General features: G+C 46.8%; 19 protein-coding genes. 5 read left to right on the top strand and 14 right to left on the bottom strand.

The genetic code is table 11. The features are described from left to right. Positions 1–10: 10 nt before the first annotated feature. Positions 11–1,345, bottom strand: coding sequence for a flagellar hook-length control protein FliK (locus tag HGH47_RS00780; RefSeq protein ID WP_212565172.1), 1,335 nt, complete (start codon positions 1,343–1,345; stop codon positions 11–13). Positions 1,346–1,720: 375 nt separating this feature from the next. On the opposite strand from HGH47_RS00780, the gene HGH47_RS00775 reads away from it, so the two are divergent. The 3 genes from HGH47_RS00775 (at position 1,721) to HGH47_RS00765 (ending at position 5,430) form a co-directional block, all read left to right on the top strand. Next, positions 1,721–2,890, top strand: a complete 1,170-nt coding sequence (locus HGH47_RS00775; protein WP_212565173.1) for an acyl-CoA dehydrogenase family protein — start codon at positions 1,721–1,723, stop codon at positions 2,888–2,890. Positions 2,891–3,039: 149 nt separating this feature from the next. Further along, positions 3,040–3,819, top strand: a complete 780-nt coding sequence (locus HGH47_RS00770) for an FAD-binding protein (protein ID WP_212565174.1) — start codon at positions 3,040–3,042, stop codon at positions 3,817–3,819. 306 nt (positions 3,820–4,125) lie between these two features. Next, on the top strand, positions 4,126–5,430 hold the full coding sequence (locus HGH47_RS00765; RefSeq protein ID WP_212565175.1) for an FprA family A-type flavoprotein: 1,305 nt from the start codon (positions 4,126–4,128) through the stop codon (positions 5,428–5,430). A gap of 323 nt (positions 5,431–5,753) precedes the next feature. Here the strand turns inward: HGH47_RS00765 and HGH47_RS00760 are convergent, their stop codons facing one another. From HGH47_RS00760 to nagA, 10 genes are all read right to left on the bottom strand, one after another. Next, complete coding sequence (locus tag HGH47_RS00760) at positions 5,754–7,229, bottom strand: M81 family metallopeptidase (RefSeq protein WP_212565176.1); 1,476 nt, start codon at positions 7,227–7,229, stop codon at positions 5,754–5,756. A 47-nt stretch (positions 7,230–7,276) separates the two neighbouring features. After that, positions 7,277–8,128 carry a carbohydrate ABC transporter permease gene (locus tag HGH47_RS00755; protein WP_212565177.1) on the bottom strand — a complete coding sequence of 284 codons (852 nt, stop codon included), beginning with the start codon at positions 8,126–8,128 and terminating at the stop codon, positions 7,277–7,279. Positions 8,129–8,137: 9 nt separating this feature from the next. Next, the gene (locus HGH47_RS00750; RefSeq protein ID WP_212565178.1) at positions 8,138–9,016 is read right to left on the bottom strand and encodes a carbohydrate ABC transporter permease; all 879 of its coding nucleotides are present in this window, start codon (positions 9,014–9,016) and stop codon (positions 8,138–8,140) included. A gap of 250 nt (positions 9,017–9,266) precedes the next feature. Continuing rightward, a complete protein-coding gene (locus HGH47_RS00745) occupies positions 9,267–10,577 on the bottom strand; it encodes an ABC transporter substrate-binding protein (protein WP_212565179.1) in 1,311 nt (436 codons plus the stop codon). 422 nt (positions 10,578–10,999) lie between these two features. Beyond that, positions 11,000–11,749: a Sir2 family NAD-dependent protein deacetylase gene (locus HGH47_RS00740; RefSeq protein WP_212565180.1), complete on the bottom strand. Its 750-nt coding sequence runs from the start codon at positions 11,747–11,749 to the stop codon at positions 11,000–11,002. A gap of 91 nt (positions 11,750–11,840) precedes the next feature. Next, positions 11,841–12,320, bottom strand: coding sequence for a ribonuclease HI (rnhA, locus tag HGH47_RS00735; RefSeq protein WP_253675419.1), 480 nt, complete (start codon positions 12,318–12,320; stop codon positions 11,841–11,843). 232 nt (positions 12,321–12,552) lie between these two features. Then, positions 12,553–13,623 (bottom strand): 3-deoxy-7-phosphoheptulonate synthase, encoded by a 1,071-nt coding sequence (locus HGH47_RS00730; RefSeq protein WP_212565181.1) that lies wholly within the window; start codon positions 13,621–13,623, stop codon positions 12,553–12,555. A 9-nt stretch (positions 13,624–13,632) separates the two neighbouring features. Beyond that, entirely contained in the window at positions 13,633–14,733 is a 1,101-nt protein-coding gene (locus tag HGH47_RS00725) for an AI-2E family transporter (RefSeq protein WP_212565182.1), read from the bottom strand. Between the two features lie 2 nt (positions 14,734–14,735). After that, positions 14,736–15,542, bottom strand: a complete 807-nt coding sequence (nagB, locus tag HGH47_RS00720; RefSeq protein ID WP_212565183.1) for a glucosamine-6-phosphate deaminase — start codon at positions 15,540–15,542, stop codon at positions 14,736–14,738. A gap of 28 nt (positions 15,543–15,570) precedes the next feature. Further along, a complete protein-coding gene (nagA, locus tag HGH47_RS00715; RefSeq protein WP_212565184.1) occupies positions 15,571–16,743 on the bottom strand; it encodes an N-acetylglucosamine-6-phosphate deacetylase in 1,173 nt (390 codons plus the stop codon). 169 nt (positions 16,744–16,912) lie between these two features. On the opposite strand from nagA, the gene HGH47_RS00710 reads away from it, so the two are divergent. Continuing rightward, positions 16,913–18,118, top strand: a complete 1,206-nt coding sequence (locus HGH47_RS00710; RefSeq protein ID WP_212565185.1) for a DHH family phosphoesterase — start codon at positions 16,913–16,915, stop codon at positions 18,116–18,118. Next, entirely contained in the window at positions 18,115–18,780 is a 666-nt protein-coding gene (locus tag HGH47_RS00705; protein WP_212565186.1) for an epoxyqueuosine reductase QueH, read from the top strand. Before HGH47_RS00710 ends, HGH47_RS00705 begins: the two co-directional genes overlap by 4 nt. A 648-nt stretch (positions 18,781–19,428) precedes the next feature. Here the strand turns inward: HGH47_RS00705 and HGH47_RS00700 are convergent. The 3 genes from HGH47_RS00700 to ybeY are packed head-to-tail and all read right to left on the bottom strand — an operon-like array spanning position 19,429 to position 22,706. After that, complete coding sequence (locus HGH47_RS00700) at positions 19,429–21,423, bottom strand: tetratricopeptide repeat protein (protein WP_253675422.1); 1,995 nt, start codon at positions 21,421–21,423, stop codon at positions 19,429–19,431. 48 nt (positions 21,424–21,471) lie between these two features. Continuing rightward, positions 21,472–22,242: a hemolysin family protein gene (locus HGH47_RS00695; protein WP_212565187.1), complete on the bottom strand. Its 771-nt coding sequence runs from the start codon at positions 22,240–22,242 to the stop codon at positions 21,472–21,474. A 2-nt stretch (positions 22,243–22,244) separates the two neighbouring features. Beyond that, entirely contained in the window at positions 22,245–22,706 is a 462-nt protein-coding gene (ybeY, locus tag HGH47_RS00690; RefSeq protein WP_212565188.1) for an rRNA maturation RNase YbeY, read from the bottom strand. Position 22,707 lies beyond the last annotated feature (1 nt).

The following is a 22,707-nucleotide window of genomic DNA, read 5'->3' as shown; positions in this document are numbered from 1 at the left end:
ATCTCCCATTTTACGCAAATACATTCACTGCTTGATCTTGCCCGAATGCGTAGACAGTTTCAGTATCGGCATAACGATTGCCCTGCATTACCTCAAGCCGGTCATTTTGTGCAAATAATTCATTAAATTGACCGTTCTTGCCATCGAATTGCCGGCCGCCGCCTTCGCCCGACCAGCTGACATCGAATTGCGCACTCGCGAATCCGCCCTGTTCAAAGGCTTTTGCAAGCTGTTCGATGCTTTCTTTAAACGCTTCGTACGCTTCTTTTGATCCCGTGATAATCTTCCCAACGATTTTTTTACCGCCAGCCAATTCCAAATTGATCCTGACATTACCGAGATGCGCGGGTTGCATTTGCAAGCGGATGACACCTGCGTTGTTATCCTGCAATACAATCCGCCCTGCCTGCACAAAGTCGGGCGCCATATCCTGCACCTGCTGCGCAACCAACGAGGCAAAACTCGGTGCGCCGCTCTCCTGCGCTGTCTGTGTACCGTTTGCAGCGGTGCCCAAACCAGCCGTCATACTGCGAAAGTCTGCCGCCATATCAACCGACGGCGCATTGGTAACCCGCACGGCGGCGCCCGCTTCGTGTACGGAACCGTCCGCAGTAACCGGAGCGGCATTCACCGTGCGCTCATCTATAATAGTAAACACCGGTTTGTGCTGTTTTACCTGCTGCGCCTTTGTGCTTTTTTCGAGAGCGCTATCCGCGGCGGGCTCATCAGCATTTTTCTTCTGCTTTCCGGACAGCTCTGCCGTGCCGGAAGCCGATATACCTACAGCCAAGCCGGATTCCGCTTTGCCGTTTTTCTGTTTTTTCAACTGCTGAGCTTCTTCGGCAGAGAGTAAAGCGGCTCCCTCAGGCACGGCATCCGGCTCCGCTTGAGCAAACATCGAAGTTTGAAGCTGCTTATCCGCGCCGTTTTCAAGCGCATTCTTTACATCGAATCCGTCTTCAAAGGCACGCAAAACGTCCGCGTCTGCAAGCGCTTCGGCGGCCTCCCCTTCCCGTGCATCTGCTTCGGCAAGGTGTTGTGCACGCGGATCACTTTGCTTTCCGGCTTTGTTCTTTAACCGGGATAATTCGGTTTGTGCCGCAGCATTTTTTTTACGCTCGGTCTGTTCCGACGCTTCTTGAGCCGACGCTGCATTGCCGGATATTTTTTCGTCTCCCGCAGTACGGCTGTCAGTCTCCTCCGCCATCAGTTTTTGTATTATATCGATAAAGGATGAGCCCTTCACATCAGGTTCTTTTGCATTTTTTTTATCCTGATTACTTGACTGTACCGCATCCGTGTAATTGACCGGCTGCATATCGTTCTGGACATCAAGTGTTTGCATATATTGAACCTCCAATTTGCCTCTATATAGATAAATAATAGATAAACTCTCGTCTTTATGATTTTCGGCGTTTTTTTTGCCTTATTGAGAAAGAAAAGAAACAAAATGGGAAAGATTTTATAGAGATCTCTAAAAAACTTGAGTTTTTTGCAGATGCTCTAATCTCTCAGCTTTAAAAAATAAGAACAATTCTTAATTTTCTCATTGACAAATCTTTTATACCTGCTTTAAAATAGAAATTAGGAATGAAGTGCAGCTTTATTATTTACATGAAATGAAGCGGCATATACACAATGAAGAAACTCTCTAAAATCATTACCGGTTTTTAGGGACTCTCCGAATAGCAAAAAGTGAATACTTGACAGGAGGTAAATCATGTTATTCAAAACGACAGAAGCACACGAAGCGTTGCGCAAGCAGGTTCGCGAATGGGCTGAAAAAGAAGTAAAACCGATCGTACTCGAAAAAGATCGCGGCCCTGTTGAAGATGCGTGGATGGAAGATCAGGTAAAGCAGATGGCCGCTCACGGGTGGCTCGGCATTCCCTATTCCAAGGATTACGGCGGAGCGGGGCTTGATGTTATCAGCTACGCAATCGTTGTTGAAGAGCTTTCCCGCGTGGACGGCGGTATCGGTGTTATCTGCTCAGCACATACGTCTTTAGGCGCATATCCGATTGCAGAATTCGGAACGGAAGCTCAAAAGCAGAAATATTTAATACCGCTTGCAAAGGGCGAGAAAATCGGTGCATTCGGCCTAACGGAACCCAATGCGGGCAGCGATGCCGGCGGTACCGAAACCGAGTATATCGATGACGGCAGCAATTACATTCTGAACGGTTCAAAGATTTTCATTACCAATGCGCCCAAGGCTGACACCTATGTTGTATTTGCTGCAAATCCCGATGTTCCCGGAACAAGGGGGATCAGTGCATTCATCGTGGAAAAAGGCGATGAGGGTTTTGAATTCGGTGAACACTATGACAAACTCGGTATCCGTACTTCCGCAACTGCAGAGCTGATCTTCAATGAAGTAACGATTCCTCATGACCGCTTGCTCGGTAAAGAGGGTGAAGGCTTCAAAATCGCTATGAAAACCCTCGACGGCGGCCGTATCGGTATCGCAGCGCAAGCGCTCGGTATTGCACAAGGCGCGTATGAAGAAGCGGTAAAATATGCACGCACCCGCGAACAGTTCGGTAAACCGATCGGCGCTCAGCAGAACCTCGCATTTAAGCTTGCTGATATGCTGACAAAAATCGAAGCAGCCCGCCTTCTGATCTACAAAGCTGCGGAAAAGAAAGAAAACCACGAGGATTACGGCCTTGATTCCGCGATGGCAAAAATGTATGCATCGGATATCGCGCTTGAAGTGGTGAATGCAGCGCTCCAAATCCATGGCGGCTCAGGCTTTATCAAAGGCATTCCGGTAGAAAAGATGTATCGCGATGCCAAGATTACCACCATCTACGAAGGCACCAACGAAATCCAACGGCTCGTTATTGCATCGAAGATATTGGGAAAACTCGGTAAGGCAAACCGGTAAATCAACAACACACATTTTTAAAGAAGGTTTATTTTCAGCGGCGCCGTTTGCACCGCTGAAAAACACGTCAAGTTTGCTCATGTAAACTTGCAGATGATATATGTGCGCGTTCCGCGCACGAAATGATAAAGTTTTTATAGGAGTATGAAATGGCAGTAGCTCGACTAAAAGGTGATCCGAAAATCGGTATTACCGGCATGCGCAAACGTATCTTCCCCGACGGCGATACGATGAAAGAGAAGGTTCACAAACTGGTTCAGCAGTTGGTTGAAGTTGAACGTTTTAAGTTCTACAAAGATGTGGATATCAATTCACTGATGGCGATGGCGCCGATTGGTGTTTCAGGCGGTCGCGGTGTAAAAGACAAAGAGACGTGGCACTTAATAGAAGACTTGGCAAAAGCAGCAGGCGCTTCCATCGGTTCTTCCCGCCCCGCAGCGGAAACCTTAAAGTATGTTCCGGTGCAGCGGTATGTCGGTATGTCCGGACAAAAGTTTAAGGGGAACCTCTATTTTGCGATCGGTATTTCCGGCGCTATTCAGCACTTGAAAGGTATTAAAGATGCCTCCCGTATTATCGCCATCAACAAAAGTAAGAAAGCGCCGATTTTCTCACACTGCGATTACGGTATTGTCGGCGATTTGGAAGAAGTTATTCCGATCTTAATTGAAGAACTCAATGCGCTTTCAAAAGAAGAGCTGACCTTCCCCTATCCGAAGATTAAGAAAGCGCCAGTGCCGCGTCCGTCTCGAATTGGACCGCAGTATGTTTGTTTGGGCTGCGGCTATAAGTATGTACCGGAAGAAGGGAATAAGGACGCGGATATTCCGCCTGAAACCTTGTTCGAGCATCTGGATCCCGAATTCACTTGTCCCGACTGCGGCGAAGCGAAAGACCGCTTTATCAAGTTGACGTTCCGCAACAACTAAAAAAGGAGTTTGATAAAAAGCGCCGTCTGAAATGTCGCCGCCGCTTTTTATCTCAAGTTTGCGTTGCAAACTTGATTATTTACGTGTGCGCGTAACGCGCACGGCTAAAAACTTTTTCGGATGTTCAAACATCCTACAAAAGTTTTTATAGGAGTTTGATAAAAAGCGCCGTCTAAAATGTCGCCGCCGCTTTTTATCTCAAGTTTACGTTGCAAACTTGATTATTTACGAGTGCGCGTAACGCGCACGGCTAAAAACTTTTTCGGATGTTCAAACATCCTACAAAAGTTTTTATAGGAGTTTACTATGTACAATGTACGTGAAGTTACAAAAGATGTATGGTGGGTCGGCGGACACGATCACCGCTTAACATTATTCGAAAATATGCACCCGATACCCCTCGGAGTGAGCTACAACGCATATCTTCTTTTTGACAAAAAGAGCACCATCCTATTTGATACGGCGGAATGGACATCCTGCCCGCAGCTGATGGAAAATATTGCCTATTTGCTGGAAAAATATGGACGCGATAAGGTTGACTATCTTGTTGTAAACCACATGGAATGCGACCACTCCTCCTCCGTAACCACCGTGTTGGACAAATGGGCGCCGACAATTATCTCCACGGAAAAAGGCTTTATGCTGATGCGTCAGTTCGCCTATGATCCCGACAACTACAAAACCGATACCGTTAAAGAAGGAGACACCCGCACCTTTGAAGACCACACCATTGCCTTTGTTGAAGCGCCGATGGTGCACTGGCCGGAAGTTATGGTTACCCTTGATGTAACCAACGGAGTGCTCTTTTCTGCGGATGCGTTCGGCTCGTTTATCGCACTTGACGGTAAGCTTTTTGCAAAAGAAGTAAACTACCCGCGCGACTGGATGGATGAAGCACGCCGCTATCTGACAAACATCGTCGGTAAGTATGGCCCTGAGGTTATGCACCTTGTTGGAAAGGTGCTCAAGCTCGACCTATTACCTAAGATTAAATACATCTGTTCTCTGCACGGTTTGGTATGGGAGGCGGACAACTTTCCCTACATCCTCGACAAATACCTGCACTGGGCAACCTACACGCCGGAAGAAAAAGGCGTGTTGCTGGTGTACGGTTCCATTTACGGAAATACGGAATCCGCGGCCTTTGCGCTTGCTTCAAAGATTGTTGAAAAAGGCATTACGAATGTGTCGGTATACGATGCGTCGAGCACCCATGTGTCGTATCTTATTTCCGAAGCATTCAAGTTCAGCCATATCGTTATTTGTTCTCCGACATATAACTTGAACATTTTCCCGCCGATCCATGAGTTCTTGGATCACATGAGGCTTTTGAACTTACAGAATAGAAAAATCGCTATTGTGGAAAATGGCTCATGGGCAGTACGGTCGGGTGACCTTATTCAGGAATTTATCGAAAAGAACATGGATGATATGGAAATTATCAACGAACGTATCACCATTGCTTCAACGATGAGTCCCGATAAGGGCTATGAGCTTGATTCTATGGCTCAAGCAATCGCCGATTCTATGAATGCAACGGATATCTCCTTACCGGAAGGAGTGCCGCAGCTTGATGTTTCCGGCATCCACTTCGCACGGGAAAGAAGGTAAATCTTGCCGGTAAATGTACCGCCGTGTACATTCGCTGGCGGCGATGTTTTTGCTGCGCAAAAACATCGCTTTTGCGTAGAACCCCCGCCGTCCGTGGCGGTACTGATACGCCTTTCCGTAAGCCTTTTAAAATAGACTGTCCAGAAGTGTATATCCGTGTACATTTGCTGACGGCGAGTTTTTACTCACGCAAAAACATCGCTGTTGCGTGAAACCACGGACATCCCTGTCCGTTCTGAAACTACAAAAAACACCCGGAGGCGTATCTTTGATACGTTGAGGACACTTTTTTACCGTATGACGCAGTAGATGCGTCGTATATTTCAAAAGGGATGCCAATCCATATCCTTATCCATCGGATACATCGGACTCGGTAAATATTTGTAGTGCAGCCGAGAGAACACTTCGTTGGTACTGCCGTCGGTGAGCACGAGCATCGAGCGTTTTGCAATGGCGCGGATCTCCGGTTCAAGGTAGCCGAGCTTGACAACGATAACCTTACGCTCCGTAGGTTCGACGCCGAGCGCCCGCATCATTTCGGGGTCATAGCAGCCGACATGCTTTGACGTTACGACCACATCCACGCCGCAGACATCCAAGAGCGCCATATCGCTGTTCTGTGCCTCAGCCCATGCCTTGCACAGTTTTTTTACCGTCGCTTTTACCTGAATGGGGGAGCTTTTTTCCTTGTCGAAGGCGGCGCCGAGCGTCCCCGCTACAACGTTTCCTTCTCCGGCTTTAAAGGCGGCTGCAACTAAGGCAGGGTCGTAAAAAGCCTGATAGCACAGCGGCGGGTTTAACGAGGTTAAGAAGGAATCGGCAAGGATCGCCTTTAAAAAGTTAGTTACGTCCTGCGAAGAACCGGCGGTCGGGTTGTCACCCGAGTCGGAAAGCACTACCGGATAAACGCCTGCTTCAACACTGGAACGTGCATGGACAAGAGCGTCGGCAGGTTCGCGGGTTTCGTTGTAAAAGCAGAATTCTTTTCGGGTATCCCAGAACAACTGCGCAAGCTCCCGTGCCTTTTCTGTTGCGAGCTGTTTATCTCCGTCGGTTACCACCATCGCCGTAACACCGTTGTCGGCGGTATCAGCCCACGGAAAGCCGAGTAGGTAGGAGGCAGCCATAATGTGCGGCTGTTTCTCGTATTCGCGTAATGTTGTCGTCAGCTTTTTCATCGGTTCAACGCTGGTTTCCGACTGCTCGCCTGCGATAAGGAACGGAATCTTAACCGCCGACATAACCGGTCTGATGCCTTTTTCCAACGTGTCGATGGTCATACGCGCTGCATGAATGCCGATTTCATACGTGTCCGTGTGCGGGGCGCATTTGTAACCGACATAGCCGTCTACATAGTCGAGCATCCGCTGCGAAATCGTTGCGTGCATATCAAGCGATGACAAAATAGGAATGTCGGGGCAGATTTTACGGATATCTTCCAGTAAATCGCCTTCCGCCTCTCCGATTTCGCGCACCCGCATCGAGCCGTGCAGGGAAAGACACAGCGCATCCAGCGGCAACGCATCTTTAATCGCCTGCAAGAATTCCTTTTTTAACGAAAGGTAGTAATCTTTGTCCCATTCACCGTTCGGAACCGCCCGTGCAATAAGCGTCGGAATAACCTCGTATCCCGCTTCTTTTAGCGTAGCAATCGAACCGAACACGGAACTTTGTCCCTTTCCCTCTAAAAGATCTTTTCCCCGTAAGACCCAAATATCATCGGGTCCGGTGGTAATCGGGTTAAAGGTATCGGACTCATGGTGCATTCCGCCCACGAGTACCCGCTTTTTTCTATTCATTTAAAAACTCCTTCAATAAGTAAGAAAAAAAATAAGAACAAACGCCGCTATTCCTTTAACGCCCCTTCCCCAAAGCCTTTAATCAACTGTGCGTGGAATACAATATAAAATACAATCATCGGAAGCACACCGATAATAAGGGATGCATATTGTAAACCATAGTCGATGTTGAGCCGCCCCGCAAACTGTGTAATCGCAACCGGCAAACTCTTCAGCGCTGCCTTCGTGGTAAAGACGAACACGAATAAAAACTCATTCCAATGCTGTAAGAAGGATAGAATAACCATCGTCGCAATGACGGGAACGGAGAGCGGCATAATCATCGTCCAGAATATGTAGCGATACTTTGCGCCGTCTATTTCCGCCGATTCAATGAGCGCATTGGGTATACCCCGCACATACGACATCGCAATCATAATGGAAATCGGCAAGTTGAAAGCAACGTATGGAATGATGACGCCCAAGCGAGTATTCACCATACCGAGTTTTGCTTCCAGTTGGAATAGCGGAATAATAACCGCATGGACGCTGATCATCAAACCAAAAGCAAAAATCGAGGTAAATATCTTTGCCGATTTAAAAGGGAATTTCGTCAATCCGAAAGCGGCTGCCATTGCGAGCAGCATAGTCGAAACGGTCGCCGTAATGGTATAGATAAAACTGTTGACAAGCGCGATACCCAACCCGCCCTTTGCCCACGATTCGGTATAGTTAAAAAAGGTAGGAGCTTTCGGCAGCGCCAACGGGTGAACCATAATTTCTGCGTTCAGCTTAAAGGATGAATAAAAAAGCCAAATGAGCGGAAAGAGTGTGAGCACCGCAAAGGTCAGCATCAAAATATAAGCGCTTGTTCGCCACCCATGAGAGGCTTGTTGCAGCATATTTTGTTTTGTCGTCATATCAGCCTCCTAGTAATCAAAACGTTTTGTTACAGCGCGGCTTATCATCAGGGCTATAACGGTAAAAATAATAATGATAACGGCTAGCGCACTGCCGTATCCGTAATTCTGGAACACAAAGGTTGTATTGTACATATAAACGGCAATAACTTCCGTAAAGTGCGCAGGCCCTCCGCCGGTCATCGAATAAATCAGGTCAAAACTCTTAAAACTGCCCGAAACTGCAAGGATCGTATTGATAAAGATAACATTTGCGAGCATCGGAGCAATAAGGCGGGTAAAAATCGTTCCTTCCCGCGCACCTTCCAGCTGGGCAGCCTCTATAACGCTGTACGGTATCCGCTGCAAGTTGGCTAAAAAGATAACCATATACAGACTGGTATGCTGCCACAACAGTACAAAGAGGATCGGCACAATCGCAAGATACTTATCTTCAAATATTGTCATAATGTAGTCGGGATTACCGGTGAGGTCGCGTATAATTGCAGGAACGACGCCAACAGGAGAAAATATTCGGTTCCACAGCTGCGCAACGATAACGGACGAAATCGTTATCGGTAAGAAAATCAGCACTTCAAAAAAGTTTGCATGTTTTACCATTTTCCGGTACAGCATATACGCAAGCAACAGGCCGAGCGGAATCTGTCCCAATACCGAAATCAATACAATAAGGATATTATTCCGCAACCCGATGTAGAACACGGGATCGGTAAACATTCTGATATAGTTCCCAAGCCCGATAAATTCCATTTTTCCGTAGCCTTTCCACTTTGTCAAACTTAAATAAAAGCTGAACAGCACGGGAAAGATAATGATACCGATGTAAATAATAAAAGCAGGCAAAATAAAAGAAATATAACTTGTCCGCTTTTGCCGCAAATAGGTCATATACCGTAAACCGCCTTAGTATTTAATTCTTAATTCTTAATTATGAATTCTTAATTGGTAATTGATAATTTAATTATACATTAGTTAAGCGCTTCTACCTCTGCCTTGCTGAGACCGGTCGCTGCGGCGATGTTTTCAATAGATAATGTGTAATTATAGTAACGGGTAATTGGTAGTAAGCCTAATTGTACATTAAACATTACCAATTACCCATTATTCCCTACGATTTCAGTGGGTTCCGGTTTTGATTTTACTTCTTGCGGTGAGAATCGTTAGCAGCAACCCATGCTTCGTATTCGTTTGCAAGCTGAGCAGGAGTCTTTTGCCCGATCATAACAGCCTGAATACCGGGGTTAAGCAAGCTATTTACACCTTCGCTGTCCATCTTCGCATCGATAACATAGCCCATACTTTGGTTATTAATCAGGTCGATGTATTGCTTTGTAAGCTGGTCGATATCGAATTTTGAAAGATCAAGTTTATAGGTAGTGGTCGTACCGTACTTTGTCAAAATTTCGCACGCTTCTTTACCGGACATAAAGGAAATAAACTTCCATGCAGCATCGGCTTTTGCACCGGTCAATTTTGCATTCATACCGAACGCTTCACCGATTGTCGCAGCGCTTGAACCGTGTGTAACCTCACCGGCAATGGCGGGGAACGCCATCAGCTGATATTGCGCATAGTCTTCGGGTTTTGCAGCATTCTTTAATGCAGAAATACGCCAGCCTGCATCCAAAAGATACACAGCCTTATCAGCAATAAATTCACCCCAAGAAGCGGTACCTTCCATCTGGTTTACCCCGGGAGGGAACAGCTTTGAATCGGTCATTGTTTTAATCACGTTGATTGCATCGACAAACTGTTTGTCGGAGAATTTTGCCTTTCCAACCATTGCCTTATCAAACCATGCGGTACCAGCCATACGGTCTGTCAACATGGATAACAAGAGCGACTGAGCCTGCCACTGACCTTTATTGGCAAAGGCAAGCGGGGTTAAACCGGCAGCTCTGATAGTAGGAACTTGAGCGATCATTTCGTCGAGGGTTTTCGGAGTGGTCAAACCGAGCTTTTTCTGCAGCTTCGGATTAATATAGACAACCGTACATACCGCAAGATTTTGCGAAATAATGTAGATTTCTCCATTCGGTCCCTGGGGCGCCCAAACGGTGGAATTGTATTGTTTCTTTAAATCGTCCGTCAGATAGGGGCGTAGGTCTTTTACCATACCGCGATCAAGCACATAGCCTGAGCGGGCACCCGCGTACGTGGTGAATACATCGGGAATATCCCCTGACGCAGCCATGATCTGGAACTTATCATGGAAGGCTTCGCCGCTTACATACTCGAATTCAAGTTTAATATTCGGATACTTTTTTTCAAATGCAGCGACGGTTTCGGGCCAATAGGCCGATTGGGGGTTTGCCAAATCCATCTGCATATACACCGAAAGGGTTACCGGCGCATTCGGATCGGCTTTTGAATTGTCACCTTGTCCCATTGCAAAAACAAATGCAACGCTGCATAGACACACGAGCAATAACGCAATGCTCTTTTTCATCTCATCCTCCTTAGCTAACAGCAATAAATTCGTCACTGTCAGCTTTAAATATAATAGCTTAAAAATAGTATAACACCGATTTGTGTTTTTTACCAGCAAAAAATTTTCAATATACTAGACCTATTCTGAAGCTTTCGTTTTCGAATAGGTCGACGAGTTCTCGCATCGCACAAATAGCACCTTAAAATGCAACAGTTGAACAAAGTGTGAACTTTGGAAACTGCTGCATTGATGCGCGGAACGCGCATACGTTAATAAGCGACATCGTCAATTTACATCATCCGTGGTATAAATTGACTTACGATTTAGAACATCGCACTTCAAGGTAACCTGTTCAGAAACGGAAGTTTCCGAACAGGTTTACTAAAATCCACCCCAAAGTATGCTGAGATTTTTAGAAGAAGCCCTATTGAAGCTGCACACTATTCAAGCAGTGCATGTTCAAGATATTCAAAGCATTCCTGTAAATCAGTGCAGCGGAGAACTGCGTAATCGTCAAAATAGGTCGGCTGTTCGTTAACGATAGCCACCGCACCGCCCGCTCGCAGGGTCAGTTGCGGCAATGCTGCGGCAGGATAGACGGTAAGGCTGCTGCCCAATACCAGCAACAGATCCGCCCTGCCGCATTCCTGTTGAGCCTCCGTTATCGCGTCAAACGGGAGCGCTTCGCCGAAAAACGTAATATCCGGCTTTAATGCATGACCGCATTTTGGGCAAAGCGGAACCTCTCCTGTGCGGGCAACCTCGATGACATCTTCAAAGGTTGTACTATAGGAGCAATGCGTGCAGCTATGCCGGGAAGGAGAACCGTGTACCTCGATAACGTGCTTGCTTCCGGCTTTCTGATGTAATAAGTCGATATTTTGCGTAATAAGCGCCTTTAATATGCCGCGAGCCTCCAACCCTGCAAGCACCTGATGCACAATTGACGGTTCTTTTTCCGGCAATCCGTAGATAAATTCCTTCGCAAGCCGATAGTACACGGACGGCGTTTCCCTAAATACTTCTATATCGAACATCTTATCGGTTTCAGGCAGCGTATAGAGTCCGTTCTTCCCCCTAAAATCCCGAATGCCGGACAAGGTGCTGACTCCGGCGCCTGTAAACGCAACGCAGTGCTTCGCCGCCGCAATACGATCCGCTAATTCTTGATATGTTGTTTCGTTTTTCATACAAGCCTCCCTTTTGTGTAATCGATACGGAAAATGAGCGAAGTATGATAGAGCTTTTCTAAACGTCTCAGTTTTTAGAAGTCCCGATAGGTTACTTCGCTTTTTTTGCTGCTTCTACGGCGAGGGTGTCGCACAGTTCATTGTAGCGGTTACCGGCATGCCCCTTTACCCACATCCACTCAATGCTGAGTTGAGAAGCAAGCGCATCGAGCTGCTGCCACAAATCTTGATTCTTCACCGCTCCTCTGTCGGCCGTTCTCCATCCGTTCAGCTTCCACTTTTTTATCCAAGACGAAATCCCCTGCTGTACATATTGAGAATCCGTATGCAGGGTTACCTGACAATCTGCATAGCGGGGCTGTATCTTTTCCTGATAGGTGGTAAGCGCTTGAATAACGGCGGATAATTCCATCCTGTTATTCGTAGTCAATTTTTCTCCGCCTGAACCCCGCAGCAATTCCTGCTCAGGCTGCTCTCCTTGCGTATCTTTGAGAATCATCACGAATGCCCATCCGCCCGGACCGGGATTTTGAGAGCATGCTCCGTCGGTGTACAATTTAATTTTTTTCATAAAACTATCTCCGAGTACAGGACAAGCGCATCAGACCGTTTTCTAACTACCCCGCAGAAGAATGGAGACCATCCAACCAGAGTTTCGCCGCTTTGCGTCTCAAATGGTTGTCTGATCTCAATTCTTCTGCGATTTTTATCTATCTGTCTGATGCGCTTGTCCTTCCTTAAAAAAATGTATGAAATTTTTAACAAAATTTCATACAAGAGGAAGGCAACTGCTTGGAATATTTCTAATGCAGTTGCCCTGTCCATATATCCGCGGCTTCGGTGAGAAGCGATTCGGTCATTTCCCAGCTCATGCAGGGGTCGGTAATGGATTTACCGTATTGGCTCTTTTCGGAGCACTGCTCCGGCGAGACACTACCTGCCTGAATAAAGCTTTCGAGCATACAGCCGCGGATTGCCTCAATCTGCGGAGCCTCCAGCCTCAGCCGGAGACTTTCGAGCAGGATGTCCCGCTGCTTTTCGGGCTGCCGCTGCGAGTTACCATGCGAACAGTCAATCAAAATCGCCGGCCGTATACCCTGTTCTGCCAACAGACGGCAGCTTTCTCCTATTGAACGTCTATCGCAGTTTGCCCCATGCACGCTGCCCCTCAATACGAGGTGCGCATATTCGTTGCCGCTTGTATGCATTACGGCGGGGCTGCCGTTTTGCATGAGACCGAGAAAGGCATGCGGTTCCCGCGCAGAAACAATCGCGTTTATCGCCGTACCGATATCGCCGTCGGTAGGGTTTTTAAAACCGACCGGCATCGACAGCCCCGAAGCAAGTTCCCGATGTATCTGGCTTTCGGCGGAGCGCGCACCGATAGACGCCCAACTGATAAAATCCGCAGTGTATTGCGGCACAATAGGATCGAGCAGCTCCGAAGCGGCCGGCAGTCCCAGTTCTGTAATAGCGCTCAGCGTTTTGCGCGCTGTTTCCAACCCGCCGGTAATATTAATCACTCCATCAAGCGCGGGTTCTACAATTAAGCCGCGCCAGCCTAAACCGGTACGCGGCTTTTCAAAATACACCCGCATAATAATGCAAAAGGTATCACGGTATTTTATCCGTAGACGCATTAACCGATTCGCATAATCGAGCGCAGAAACAGGGTCGTGGATGGAACACGGACCGGCAATCAATAAAAACCGCTTATCGGCGCCGGACAAAATCGCCTCCACCTCTTTTCTTCCGGTTAATACCGTCCGGCATGAGGCATTCGATACCGGAATTTTTTCAAGCATCTGCTGCGGCGAAAGCAACGGATGCACTCGCTCAATACGCCGATTATTCAAAAGCGGATGATTGTTCATAGCTCGAAGTTACTCTTCAATATCCATAGTGTCATCCGTACTGTCCGAAGTTCGTGCAATGTCGATCAGCGTAAACAAGAGAATGACGAAAAGCGGACCGAGCACAATTCCATTCAGTTTAAAAAAACGGATACCGCCAAGTATCGAAAAGAAAATCAGCAGCGGGTGTATCTGGATGCGGTCTTTTAAAAACATCGGCCGTAAAAAGTTATCGACTGAACTGATAAAAAAACCTGCGATACAGAGAAAGAGAATCCCTTTGAGTACACCGACCGTTAGCACTATTTCTATCCCAAGCGGTACCCATACCAACGCGCAGCCGAAAAAGGGCAAAAATGAGCTGAAAAAGGTTAAAAAGGATAAAAGCAACGCACCTTCCACCTGAAAAATTGTGTACACGATAAACGCTGCTGCAAATTGGCATATCGAAACGAGAAAGTATCCCATAAAAAGATTGGTGATAGTGTCTTTTATCTTTGCCGCTAGTTTTTGACCTTCCGACACCTGAATCGGAATAGCCGTTACAAAAACCGAAGCGAGGTATTGCCCGTCAATAAACAGAAAATAGAGCGCAAAGCACATAAACAAGAGCGAAAGCACAAAATTACCGATATTTTTTGCAATACTCGTCGCATAGCGGACAATCGTATTTGCATATTGAATAAAAAAATTCATCAGCTCTTTTTTTACATCGAATACCGAAAGGTCGATTGTTCCCATCGAAATCTGCATAACCAATTCGTTCAGCGGTGCGTCTTTTTCCATTCTCAATAACTGCGGATGTGTAACAAAAAAGTTCATCATTTTCTTTACGAACATCTGCCCCTGTCCAATCAACTTTATGGCGAAAAAGAAGAGAGCTCCGGCAACCACTATGATAATACCAACCGAAAATGAAGCGGCGATAATTCTCTGCTGCATTTTAAACCATCGGGACTCCGCGTTCAGCTTTTTCAGCAATTTATGATACAGCGGTCCAAACATAATATAGAGGATTGCCGACCATAACAGTACACTCGCATAAGGCAGGAAAACCCGCGCTACCAGCACAACGGTAATCGCCAGAATGATAAAAAAAGAAACGGTTTGAAACTTAAGCGATTTTTGCATGCTTATTTTGTTCCACCTGCTGAAATTGAAGATTCGATATCTTTAAAATACCGGACGGTTCCAACGCGGAGTTCATCGGTTGCCGGTTCGTCGCACACGATGATTGCGTGCGGATGCAGTTGCAGTGCGGAAATCGTCCAAATATGATTAACGCTGCCTTCCACCGCATGCCGCACCGCCCGCGCTTTGTTATAACCGGTTGCAAGGATCATCACTTCTTCCGCAGCGGTAATGGTGCCGATTCCGACGGTCAGCGCTGTCTTGGGGACAGCCGCCGTATCACCGTTAAAAAAACGGGCATTCATCGCAATCGTATCCTGAGTCAGTGTTTTCTGCCGTGTACGGGACGAAAGGGAAGACCCTGGTTCATTAAAGGCAATATGCCCGTCTGCTCCGACCCCGCCCATAAAGAGATGAATTTTTCCGTATTGTGCAATCGCCGCTTCGTATTGTTTGCATTCCGCTTTAGGATCTTTTGCCATACCGTCTAAAATGTGAATGTTTACAGGGGAAATGTCGATATGCTTAAAAAAATTTTCATGCATAAAGTAGTGATAGCTTTGCGGATGGTCGGGGGATAAACCGACATATTCATCCATATTAAAAGTAACGACATTCTGAAACGAAATGCTCCCTTCCCGATGCCGTTTAATCAATTCTTTGTAGACACCGAGCGGAGTAGAACCGGTCGGCAGGCCGAGAACGAACGGCTTTGACGCCGCCGGAGCAAAGTCCGTAATTTTTTTACAAATATAATCTGCCGCCCATACGGAACAGGCATCATAATCGGGTTTTATAATTAACCGCATAGCTTCTCCTGTAACCTTTTTAGTTCTTTTAAAATAAATTCTTTTTCAAATTTCCTTTTATGACGGTTGCAAGCACATTGAACTGCTTATCGAATACGATAAGATCACCTTTGTATCCCGGCATAATGGAACCGCGTTTGGAATACCGCATAATTTCCGCCGGATTTGCAGAGCCGAATCGGACGGCGGTCTCTACCGGAAAGCCGAAAGACACAAGATTTTTAACCCCGCGAATCATCGAAAGGCTTGAACCGGCAATAACTCCATCCCTTTTACGGTGAAAACATCCGTCTTGGAGTACAACTTCTTCTCCATTCGCAACCAGCGTACCCTTATGCTGCTCCGTCGGCTTGAGACTATCGGTTATTAAAACAATCTTGTCGATCGGCTTATCCCGCGCCAAAAGTCGGATTAAGTCGGGATGAACATGGATACCGTCTGCAATAATCTCGCAGGACATTTCAGGATGGATTAAAATCGCGCCGACAGCTCCCGGGTTACGGTGGTGCATTTGGCTCATCGCATTAAAAAGATGTGTTGAATGTAAAATCCCCGCCTGCATTCCTTCAAGCATATTCTCGTAGAGCGCATTCGTATGCCCCGCCTGCAACACAATATTTTTCTTAATGCAGTAAAGCGCTAACTCGCGCATATTTTTAAGCTCGGGCGCAACCGTCATATTGACGATATTTCCGTTTGAGGCAGCCCAAAACTTATCCATCAAATCCAAATTGACGGGGCTGATTGCGGAAGGGCTTAACGCTCCGGGTTTTTCCGGCGAAATGAACGGACCCTCAAGGTGCAGCCCCATGATGGTCGCACCTTCTTCATGCCCCATTGCATCGACAATAGCGCGGATACATTCGGTCATATTCTCCGGCTCTGTCGGATACAGCGTAGGATTAAAGGCTGTTACGCCATATTCGGCAAGTGCCTTTGACATTTCGAGGATGGAATCCGCAGAACTATCCTCCGTTCCAAAGCCCGCAAAGCCGTGAATGTGGGTATCGATTAACCCCGGAGCAATATACGCTTTATCGACATCGATGATACGTACTTCCGGAGAAAAACGTTTTTTTAAAAAGCGGCGCTCGCTAAAGACATCTTCAATCTTGCCGTCTTTAACATAGACACATCCGTTTTCCATTAATGAGTAACCGGTTACTACTGTCGCGTTATGAAAACAAAGTGCATTTTCCATGACTTTCTCCGTGATTTGATCGATTTTATCAAAAAAATGTTAAAAAGCCTAGAGCTCGGGCGACTGCATCAAGTGGCTGCAACTTCCGTACTGACCGCATCAGACATTTTCCTAAAAAAATGTATTTTGGGATAACACTTTATTAGAAAGTATGTTATAATGATTTAATATGGATTCTCAAGGGAGCAAATTTACACCCGGTTTACGCTTTAAACGACAGAATATGACTATCGGAGCACGAAATCGGGTAATAAAAAATATTTATCATCTCATGAAAGCGCACCGTTCATTCTTGATTCTCGGTCACGAAAGCCCTGATGAAGATTGCTATGCCTCGACAGTTGCGGGAGCGTTGTTGCTGCGCAAATTTAATAAACATGTCAGCATTTTTTTAGAATCCGTGCCGCCTGAAAACCTTAAATTTCTCAATTCCATCTGCAAATATAATAAGATTAATGTGTACTATGGAACAATGTCGGCGATCCGTTCCGTCGAAGTGCTCTGTATTTTAGATACACCAAAGCCGGATATGATAGCCGCAAACGGCTGTATCTATGATTTCCTGAATACCTCATCTATTCCAAAACTTGAAATAGACCATCACTTTGATTCCGATGCAGCATATATCGGAGATCCCGCCTATTCTCTCGTTCTTCATGCGTCAAGCACTTGCGAGATTTTATGCAGAATATGCTATAAATTGGCCAATCATCCCGAAATACGACAGCGCTACAGCATCGAAGAGCTCTATTCGCGGAATCTGGTGCTGACGCTCCTAACCGGTATGCTTGGGGATGCAAAAATGGGAAATTATATTTCCAACCCGCACGATAAAGAAGTTTTTGACTATTTTTCCAAACATCTCAATTTAATGTTGCGGATCAGCACCCATTCATCGGGGCGAACGAAAAAAATCGAATCGATGGAACGGCTGCTTGATGTGATGGAGACGACCGATGCCGAAACCGAGAAAATCTACCATACCATTATTGACCGCGCTAAATATACCGGACACATTGGAACGATTATCTTGTCGGAAGATGAGTCGAACGCTTTCTTTGAAAGCATCGAATATGCACAATTTACCGGTATGATTAAGGAAGCAACCAATGCCATTGCAGAGAAAGTCGAAGGAGTAGGGATTTCCGCCTACTATGATTCTCCCGGCAAGTCCAATAAAATACAGTGCCGTATCCGTGCAAGCGAAACGGCACGAGGCATTAATTTACACCCGGTGCTTACTCATTTTAAGATTACGGACGGAGGCGGCCATCCCGGCGCCATTGCTTTTCGGCTGCCCCGAGAATCCGGAAGCTCGCTTTATACGCTGCTTGAAGACATCCAATCTTTTATTAAACAAAACATCTTGGTATGAAGCAAAATTTTCAATTATTAATGGAACAAACCATTGCGGAGCTTGGCGATTCCTTTACTACCGAAGCTCCACCGCGGCTGCTGCTCCATTCGTGCTGTGCGCCGTGCAGTTCTTCGGTAATAAAACGGCTTGCCGGATATTTTAAGCTAACTGTCTTCTATTATAATCCCAACATTGATACCCAGCTCGAATACCGTACCCGGGCGGATGAACAAATCCGTTTAATCGAACAGTATAATACGTCAAAAGAATTTCCGTACCGAATCGATTATATGATACGGGACTATAGCCATGAACAATTCCTCGAAATAGCGGAGGGCTATACGGATTGCCCGGAAGGTGGCGAACGGTGCTTCCGCTGCTATCGGCTTCGGCTTGCAGCAACGGTACGCGAGGCAACAGCTCAAGGGTTTGATTTTTTCTGCACGACACTTTCGCTCAGTCCGCTTAAAAGCGCAGCAAAAATCAACGAAATCGGCATGGAGCTTGCCACGGACAAGTGCCGATGGCTGCCGAGCGACTTTAAGAAAAAAGACGGGTATCTGGAGTCCATTAGGCTCAGCAAGGAATTGGGGTTGTATAGACAAGACTACTGTGGCTGCGAATTTTCCCGCACCTTTGAAAATAGCGACACCGTCTACGGCGTTGCTGCACAAAAGTAAATGCTCGACGTACAACAAGTACGCCTCCGCTTTATTTTTGTTCGCGCCTTGTATCCAGTACCGCTATTTTCAAAGGCTAACAGCAAATGGTATTTCAGAACCGCCACGGATGGCGGTGGTTCCACGCAGTAGTAAGTTTTTCGTTAGAAAAACTTATCGTTGGCAAGCGTACACGGATGTACACTTGCCAACAGCGCCACGGATGGTGGTGGTTGCAAGCAGTAGCAAGTTTTTCGCTAAGAAAAACTTGTCGTTAAAAAACGTACACGGATGTACGTTTTTTAACAGGCTATTTCAAAAGGCTTACGGAAAGTATGTTTTACGATATGCCGCTACTGAAAATCCTCAACGTATCAAAGATACGCCTGCGGTTAATTTGTGCTCGCGCCTTGTAGTTTCAGAACCGCCACGGACGGCGGTGGTTCTAATCAGCAGCGATGTTTTTGCGGCGCAAAAACTCGCGTCCGGAAGTGTACACGGATGTACACTTCCGGACAGGATGTCCGTGGTTCCAAATAGCTGCAAGTTTTTCGCTAGAAAAACTTGTCGTTAAAAAACGTACACGGAAGTACACTTTTCAACATGCCTGCGGGTGTTTTTTGTTAAGCGACAACGCAGATGCGACGTATATTTTCAAAAGGACAGGTGCTATCGGATACTTCGCAACAAGGACAGTAACTGAGACATCTGCTGCCCGCGCGGGTCGGTACCGTCGACGGTTTTTTCAGCCTTGTTGCCGGTCTTTGCCGGATCGGTGTAAATGAGCACCGCCATATCGCCCTTCGTCATCCTATCGTAGTACCCCTTGCGCGTAAGCGTTCCTTCGGTAAGGTCTTCCGAAACACGCCCTATTGTGAACGTCCCGAGTACGTCTTTTTCGTTGTACAAAAGCCCGATGCCTTCATTCGCAATGGTGAGCGTTCCCTTTTTGACGATTTCGATAGTATAATCGGTAAAGTCGCAGTCGCCCGAACCGATATCGATAACCGCTTCCGCTTGGGAACGCCCGACGATGCTGCCGATAACCGGCATTGCCTGATTAAACAAACCGATGATGCGTCGTACAGCATTGCCGAACCGGTCATTACCCGACCGGTACACCGTTAAGGTTTCCGCTTTTGAACCGGTACGTCCGACATAGAGGTCAAGTGTAATCTGTATATCCCGCTCGTTTTCTTGCAAATTGACGATACCGAAATAATCATTTCCGGCAGTGCGCGCCTGTCTGAACGCTTCCATATACGAACTGGGACCATCCAGATGAGCGGAAACCGCAAAACGGCGGTTATAAGAAAGAATATCGTTTATCAATGCAGCGGTGAGTTTTTCCGCTTCGGGATGAAACACATTGGCTGCATTTACCTGATAAAAAAGCCCGACGGAAAGGTGTGCCTTATTTAAATACAGCGGATCGATCTTCCATCGGTTCCGCACCGAGTGGTCAAGCATCTTACTGTAGGCCTCTACCGTGTCGTTGATTCGGGCGGTGCTTTTTTCGATGGACTGAATAAATTCAAGCTGCTGCACGGCGCGCTCGTAAAAGCCCTGCCGCATCAGGATATTGGAGTATGCTTGCCGGCTTTCCGTGTCATACGGATACACTTTGAGGGCGCGCCGGTATTCATATAAGGCTTGGTCGGTCATGTTGCGGTTTAAAAAAGCATCACCTTTTATGCGATGCGCACCGGCGAGTTCTTTTCGCTGCGTATCTTCAAACTCAAAGGTCTGAACAGCAATATCCTCAAGCAGGGTGCGCATCAGTTCGTTTTCGGTATCGACGGAAAGTCCGATTTGCGCGGCTTCAAACGCTTGTTTTTTTTGCGAAAGCTTCATTAAACAGAGCGCTTTTACATACCACGCATCGGCACGCTTACGGTCGCCCGCAATGCGCAAATCGGCTACGGACATCGCCTCGCGGTACCGGCCGGAGCTGTATAAAAGCGAACATAAGAGCGCCCGTGCCTTGTCGTAGTTTTCGTCGATGGTAAGCGCTGCACGGATGCGGCCTTCCGCTTCCTTTAGGTTTCCTGCAAGGGCCGAAAGGTAACCGGCAAAGTAATGCACCTGCGCGTTATCCCCGTGGTATTGCAGAGCGCGGCTGATGTAACTCTGCGCCGCTTTAAGATTACCCGTTTCGTGGCTGAGCAGGGCAAGCGACAAAAGCGCTTTGCGGTTCTCGCTCTGGCGGCGGAGCGCGGCGGTGTACAGTTCCGAAGCGCTGGTTAAGCGGCCGCCCGTTACCTCGATTTCCGCCATTCCGAAGCGGGCGTCAAGGTTGTTCGGGTAACGGTTCAGAATGCCGGAAAAAATCTTTTGCGCGTCTTCGATACGCCCGATACCGATCAAAATAAACGCATAGAGGTTTTCGATATCGACATCCTGCGGAGAGTAACGGCGCGCCTTTTCCGCGTAGACAATAGCCTGATCATATTCGCCCAGTGCGTAAAAACATTCGGCTAACCCCCGATACACAGCATTATAGGCGGGATTTTCTTTTAAGGCTTGTTGATAAAGCTCTATAGCGCCGTACCAGTTTTCATGGTATTGCAGCTCCTTCCCTTTCTCAAAAAGCTGAATGGGAGAAGCCAAAAGAGGCAGCGCGACGCAGAGCAGAAACACACTAAACAGACTATTTTTACGCATAATTGTTATCCTTAATTGTATACCGACATCCGCAGCGACCGGAACGGCTTAGTGATCATCATCCTTAACCGCTGCGATTTTTACCGTGTTTATTTTATGCCCGTCCATATCCTGAACGATAAAATCAAAGTTCTTCCATCGCACTTTTTCGTAACGCACGGGGATTTTTCCGAATAAATCAAATACAAACCCGCCGAGCGTTTCAAACTCATCGGAGGGCAGCTCCGTATGCAAACATTCCGCCAGATCATCCATATCGACACGGGCATCGCAGAGCCAGAGACCATCGCCGATGGAAGCGATATCTTCCCCTTCATTATCGAATTCATCCTGAATGTCGCCGACAATCTCTTCGATAATATCTTCCATGCAAACAATCCCCGAAATACCGCCGTACTCGTCGACCGCAATGGCAATATGCACATGACGGCGTTTAAATTCCCGCAATAGACCGTCGATACGCTTGGATTCGGGTACAAAAAACGGTTTTCTGATAATCTTTTCCAAATCAATCGGTTCTTTTTTTGCGAATGAATTGATTAAATCCTTCACATACAGAATTCCTACTACATTATCGATCGATTCGTCATAAACCGGAAATCGCGAATGACCGCTTTCCGCCACCCGCGTCAGCAACTCTTCCGTTTCCATATCCAGCGGAATAAAATCGACGTCAATCCGCGGAATCATCACTTCTTTTACTGCGGTGTCGGAAAGGTCTACCACCCCGCGTATCATATCTTCTTTTTCTTCATTGAGCGCTTCCTGTAGAATCTCGGAAACTGCCCGCTTTTTTTTCAGTTTATCAAATATCCCCATACTTATTCCTGATAGATAACCGTATTATTATATTGCTTGAGTATTTTTTCCTGTAATTGCAGCATCTCTTGCTGAGGGTCGTTGTCGCTGTGATCCATCCCGCTCAGATGCAAAATCCCGTGTATCAGCAGCCGTTTTAATTCTTCATTCATCGTTACATTAAAAGTTTCGGCATTTGAGCGCAAACTATCGAGGCTAATTACAATATCTCCCGCATTAAAACGCACGTTTTCGTCTTCATCATCGTATTCATCGCCCTGCTCAAAAGACAGCACATCGGTCGGCGAGTCGATCTGCCGGTAGGTTTTATTCAGCTCGTGAATAAACGCATCGCGGCAAAATACAACGGATAAATCCCAATTCGTGTGTTCAAGCTGTGTAAGTACCGCATCTAAAAAAGGCAGAACCTGCATACCCCACTTCGGTTCGGGGATGTCCTGCCATGTAATTGCAATAGTATTCATG

This window comes from Treponema sp. OMZ 805 (genome assembly GCF_050937395.1).
Taxonomy (GTDB): Bacteria; Spirochaetota; Spirochaetia; order Treponematales; family Treponemataceae; genus Treponema.
This window is presented reverse-complemented; position numbering and strand designations above follow the sequence as displayed.

Coding starts and splice junctions, on each gene's coding strand:
- HGH47_RS00780 (WP_212565172.1), bottom strand. CDS start 1,345: ATGCAAACACTTGATGTCCAGAACGATATGCAGCCGGTCAATTACACG.
- HGH47_RS00775 (WP_212565173.1), top strand. CDS start 1,721: ATGTTATTCAAAACGACAGAAGCACACGAAGCGTTGCGCAAGCAGGTT.
- HGH47_RS00770 (WP_212565174.1), top strand. CDS start 3,040: ATGGCAGTAGCTCGACTAAAAGGTGATCCGAAAATCGGTATTACCGGC.
- HGH47_RS00765 (WP_212565175.1), top strand. CDS start 4,126: ATGTACAATGTACGTGAAGTTACAAAAGATGTATGGTGGGTCGGCGGA.
- HGH47_RS00760 (WP_212565176.1), bottom strand. CDS start 7,229: ATGAATAGAAAAAAGCGGGTACTCGTGGGCGGAATGCACCATGAGTCC.
- HGH47_RS00755 (WP_212565177.1), bottom strand. CDS start 8,128: ATGACGACAAAACAAAATATGCTGCAACAAGCCTCTCATGGGTGGCGA.
- HGH47_RS00750 (WP_212565178.1), bottom strand. CDS start 9,016: ATGACCTATTTGCGGCAAAAGCGGACAAGTTATATTTCTTTTATTTTG.
- HGH47_RS00745 (WP_212565179.1), bottom strand. CDS start 10,577: ATGAAAAAGAGCATTGCGTTATTGCTCGTGTGTCTATGCAGCGTTGCA.
- HGH47_RS00740 (WP_212565180.1), bottom strand. CDS start 11,749: ATGAAAAACGAAACAACATATCAAGAATTAGCGGATCGTATTGCGGCG.
- rnhA (WP_253675419.1), bottom strand. CDS start 12,320: ATGAAAAAAATTAAATTGTACACCGACGGAGCATGCTCTCAAAATCCC.
- HGH47_RS00730 (WP_212565181.1), bottom strand. CDS start 13,623: ATGAACAATCATCCGCTTTTGAATAATCGGCGTATTGAGCGAGTGCAT.
- HGH47_RS00725 (WP_212565182.1), bottom strand. CDS start 14,733: ATGCAAAAATCGCTTAAGTTTCAAACCGTTTCTTTTTTTATCATTCTG.
- nagB (WP_212565183.1), bottom strand. CDS start 15,542: ATGCGGTTAATTATAAAACCCGATTATGATGCCTGTTCCGTATGGGCG.
- nagA (WP_212565184.1), bottom strand. CDS start 16,743: ATGGAAAATGCACTTTGTTTTCATAACGCGACAGTAGTAACCGGTTAC.
- HGH47_RS00710 (WP_212565185.1), top strand. CDS start 16,913: ATGGATTCTCAAGGGAGCAAATTTACACCCGGTTTACGCTTTAAACGA.
- HGH47_RS00705 (WP_212565186.1), top strand. CDS start 18,115: ATGAAGCAAAATTTTCAATTATTAATGGAACAAACCATTGCGGAGCTT.
- HGH47_RS00700 (WP_253675422.1), bottom strand. CDS start 21,423: ATGCGTAAAAATAGTCTGTTTAGTGTGTTTCTGCTCTGCGTCGCGCTG.
- HGH47_RS00695 (WP_212565187.1), bottom strand. CDS start 22,242: ATGGGGATATTTGATAAACTGAAAAAAAAGCGGGCAGTTTCCGAGATT.
- ybeY (WP_212565188.1), bottom strand. CDS start 22,706: ATGAATACTATTGCAATTACATGGCAGGACATCCCCGAACCGAAGTGG.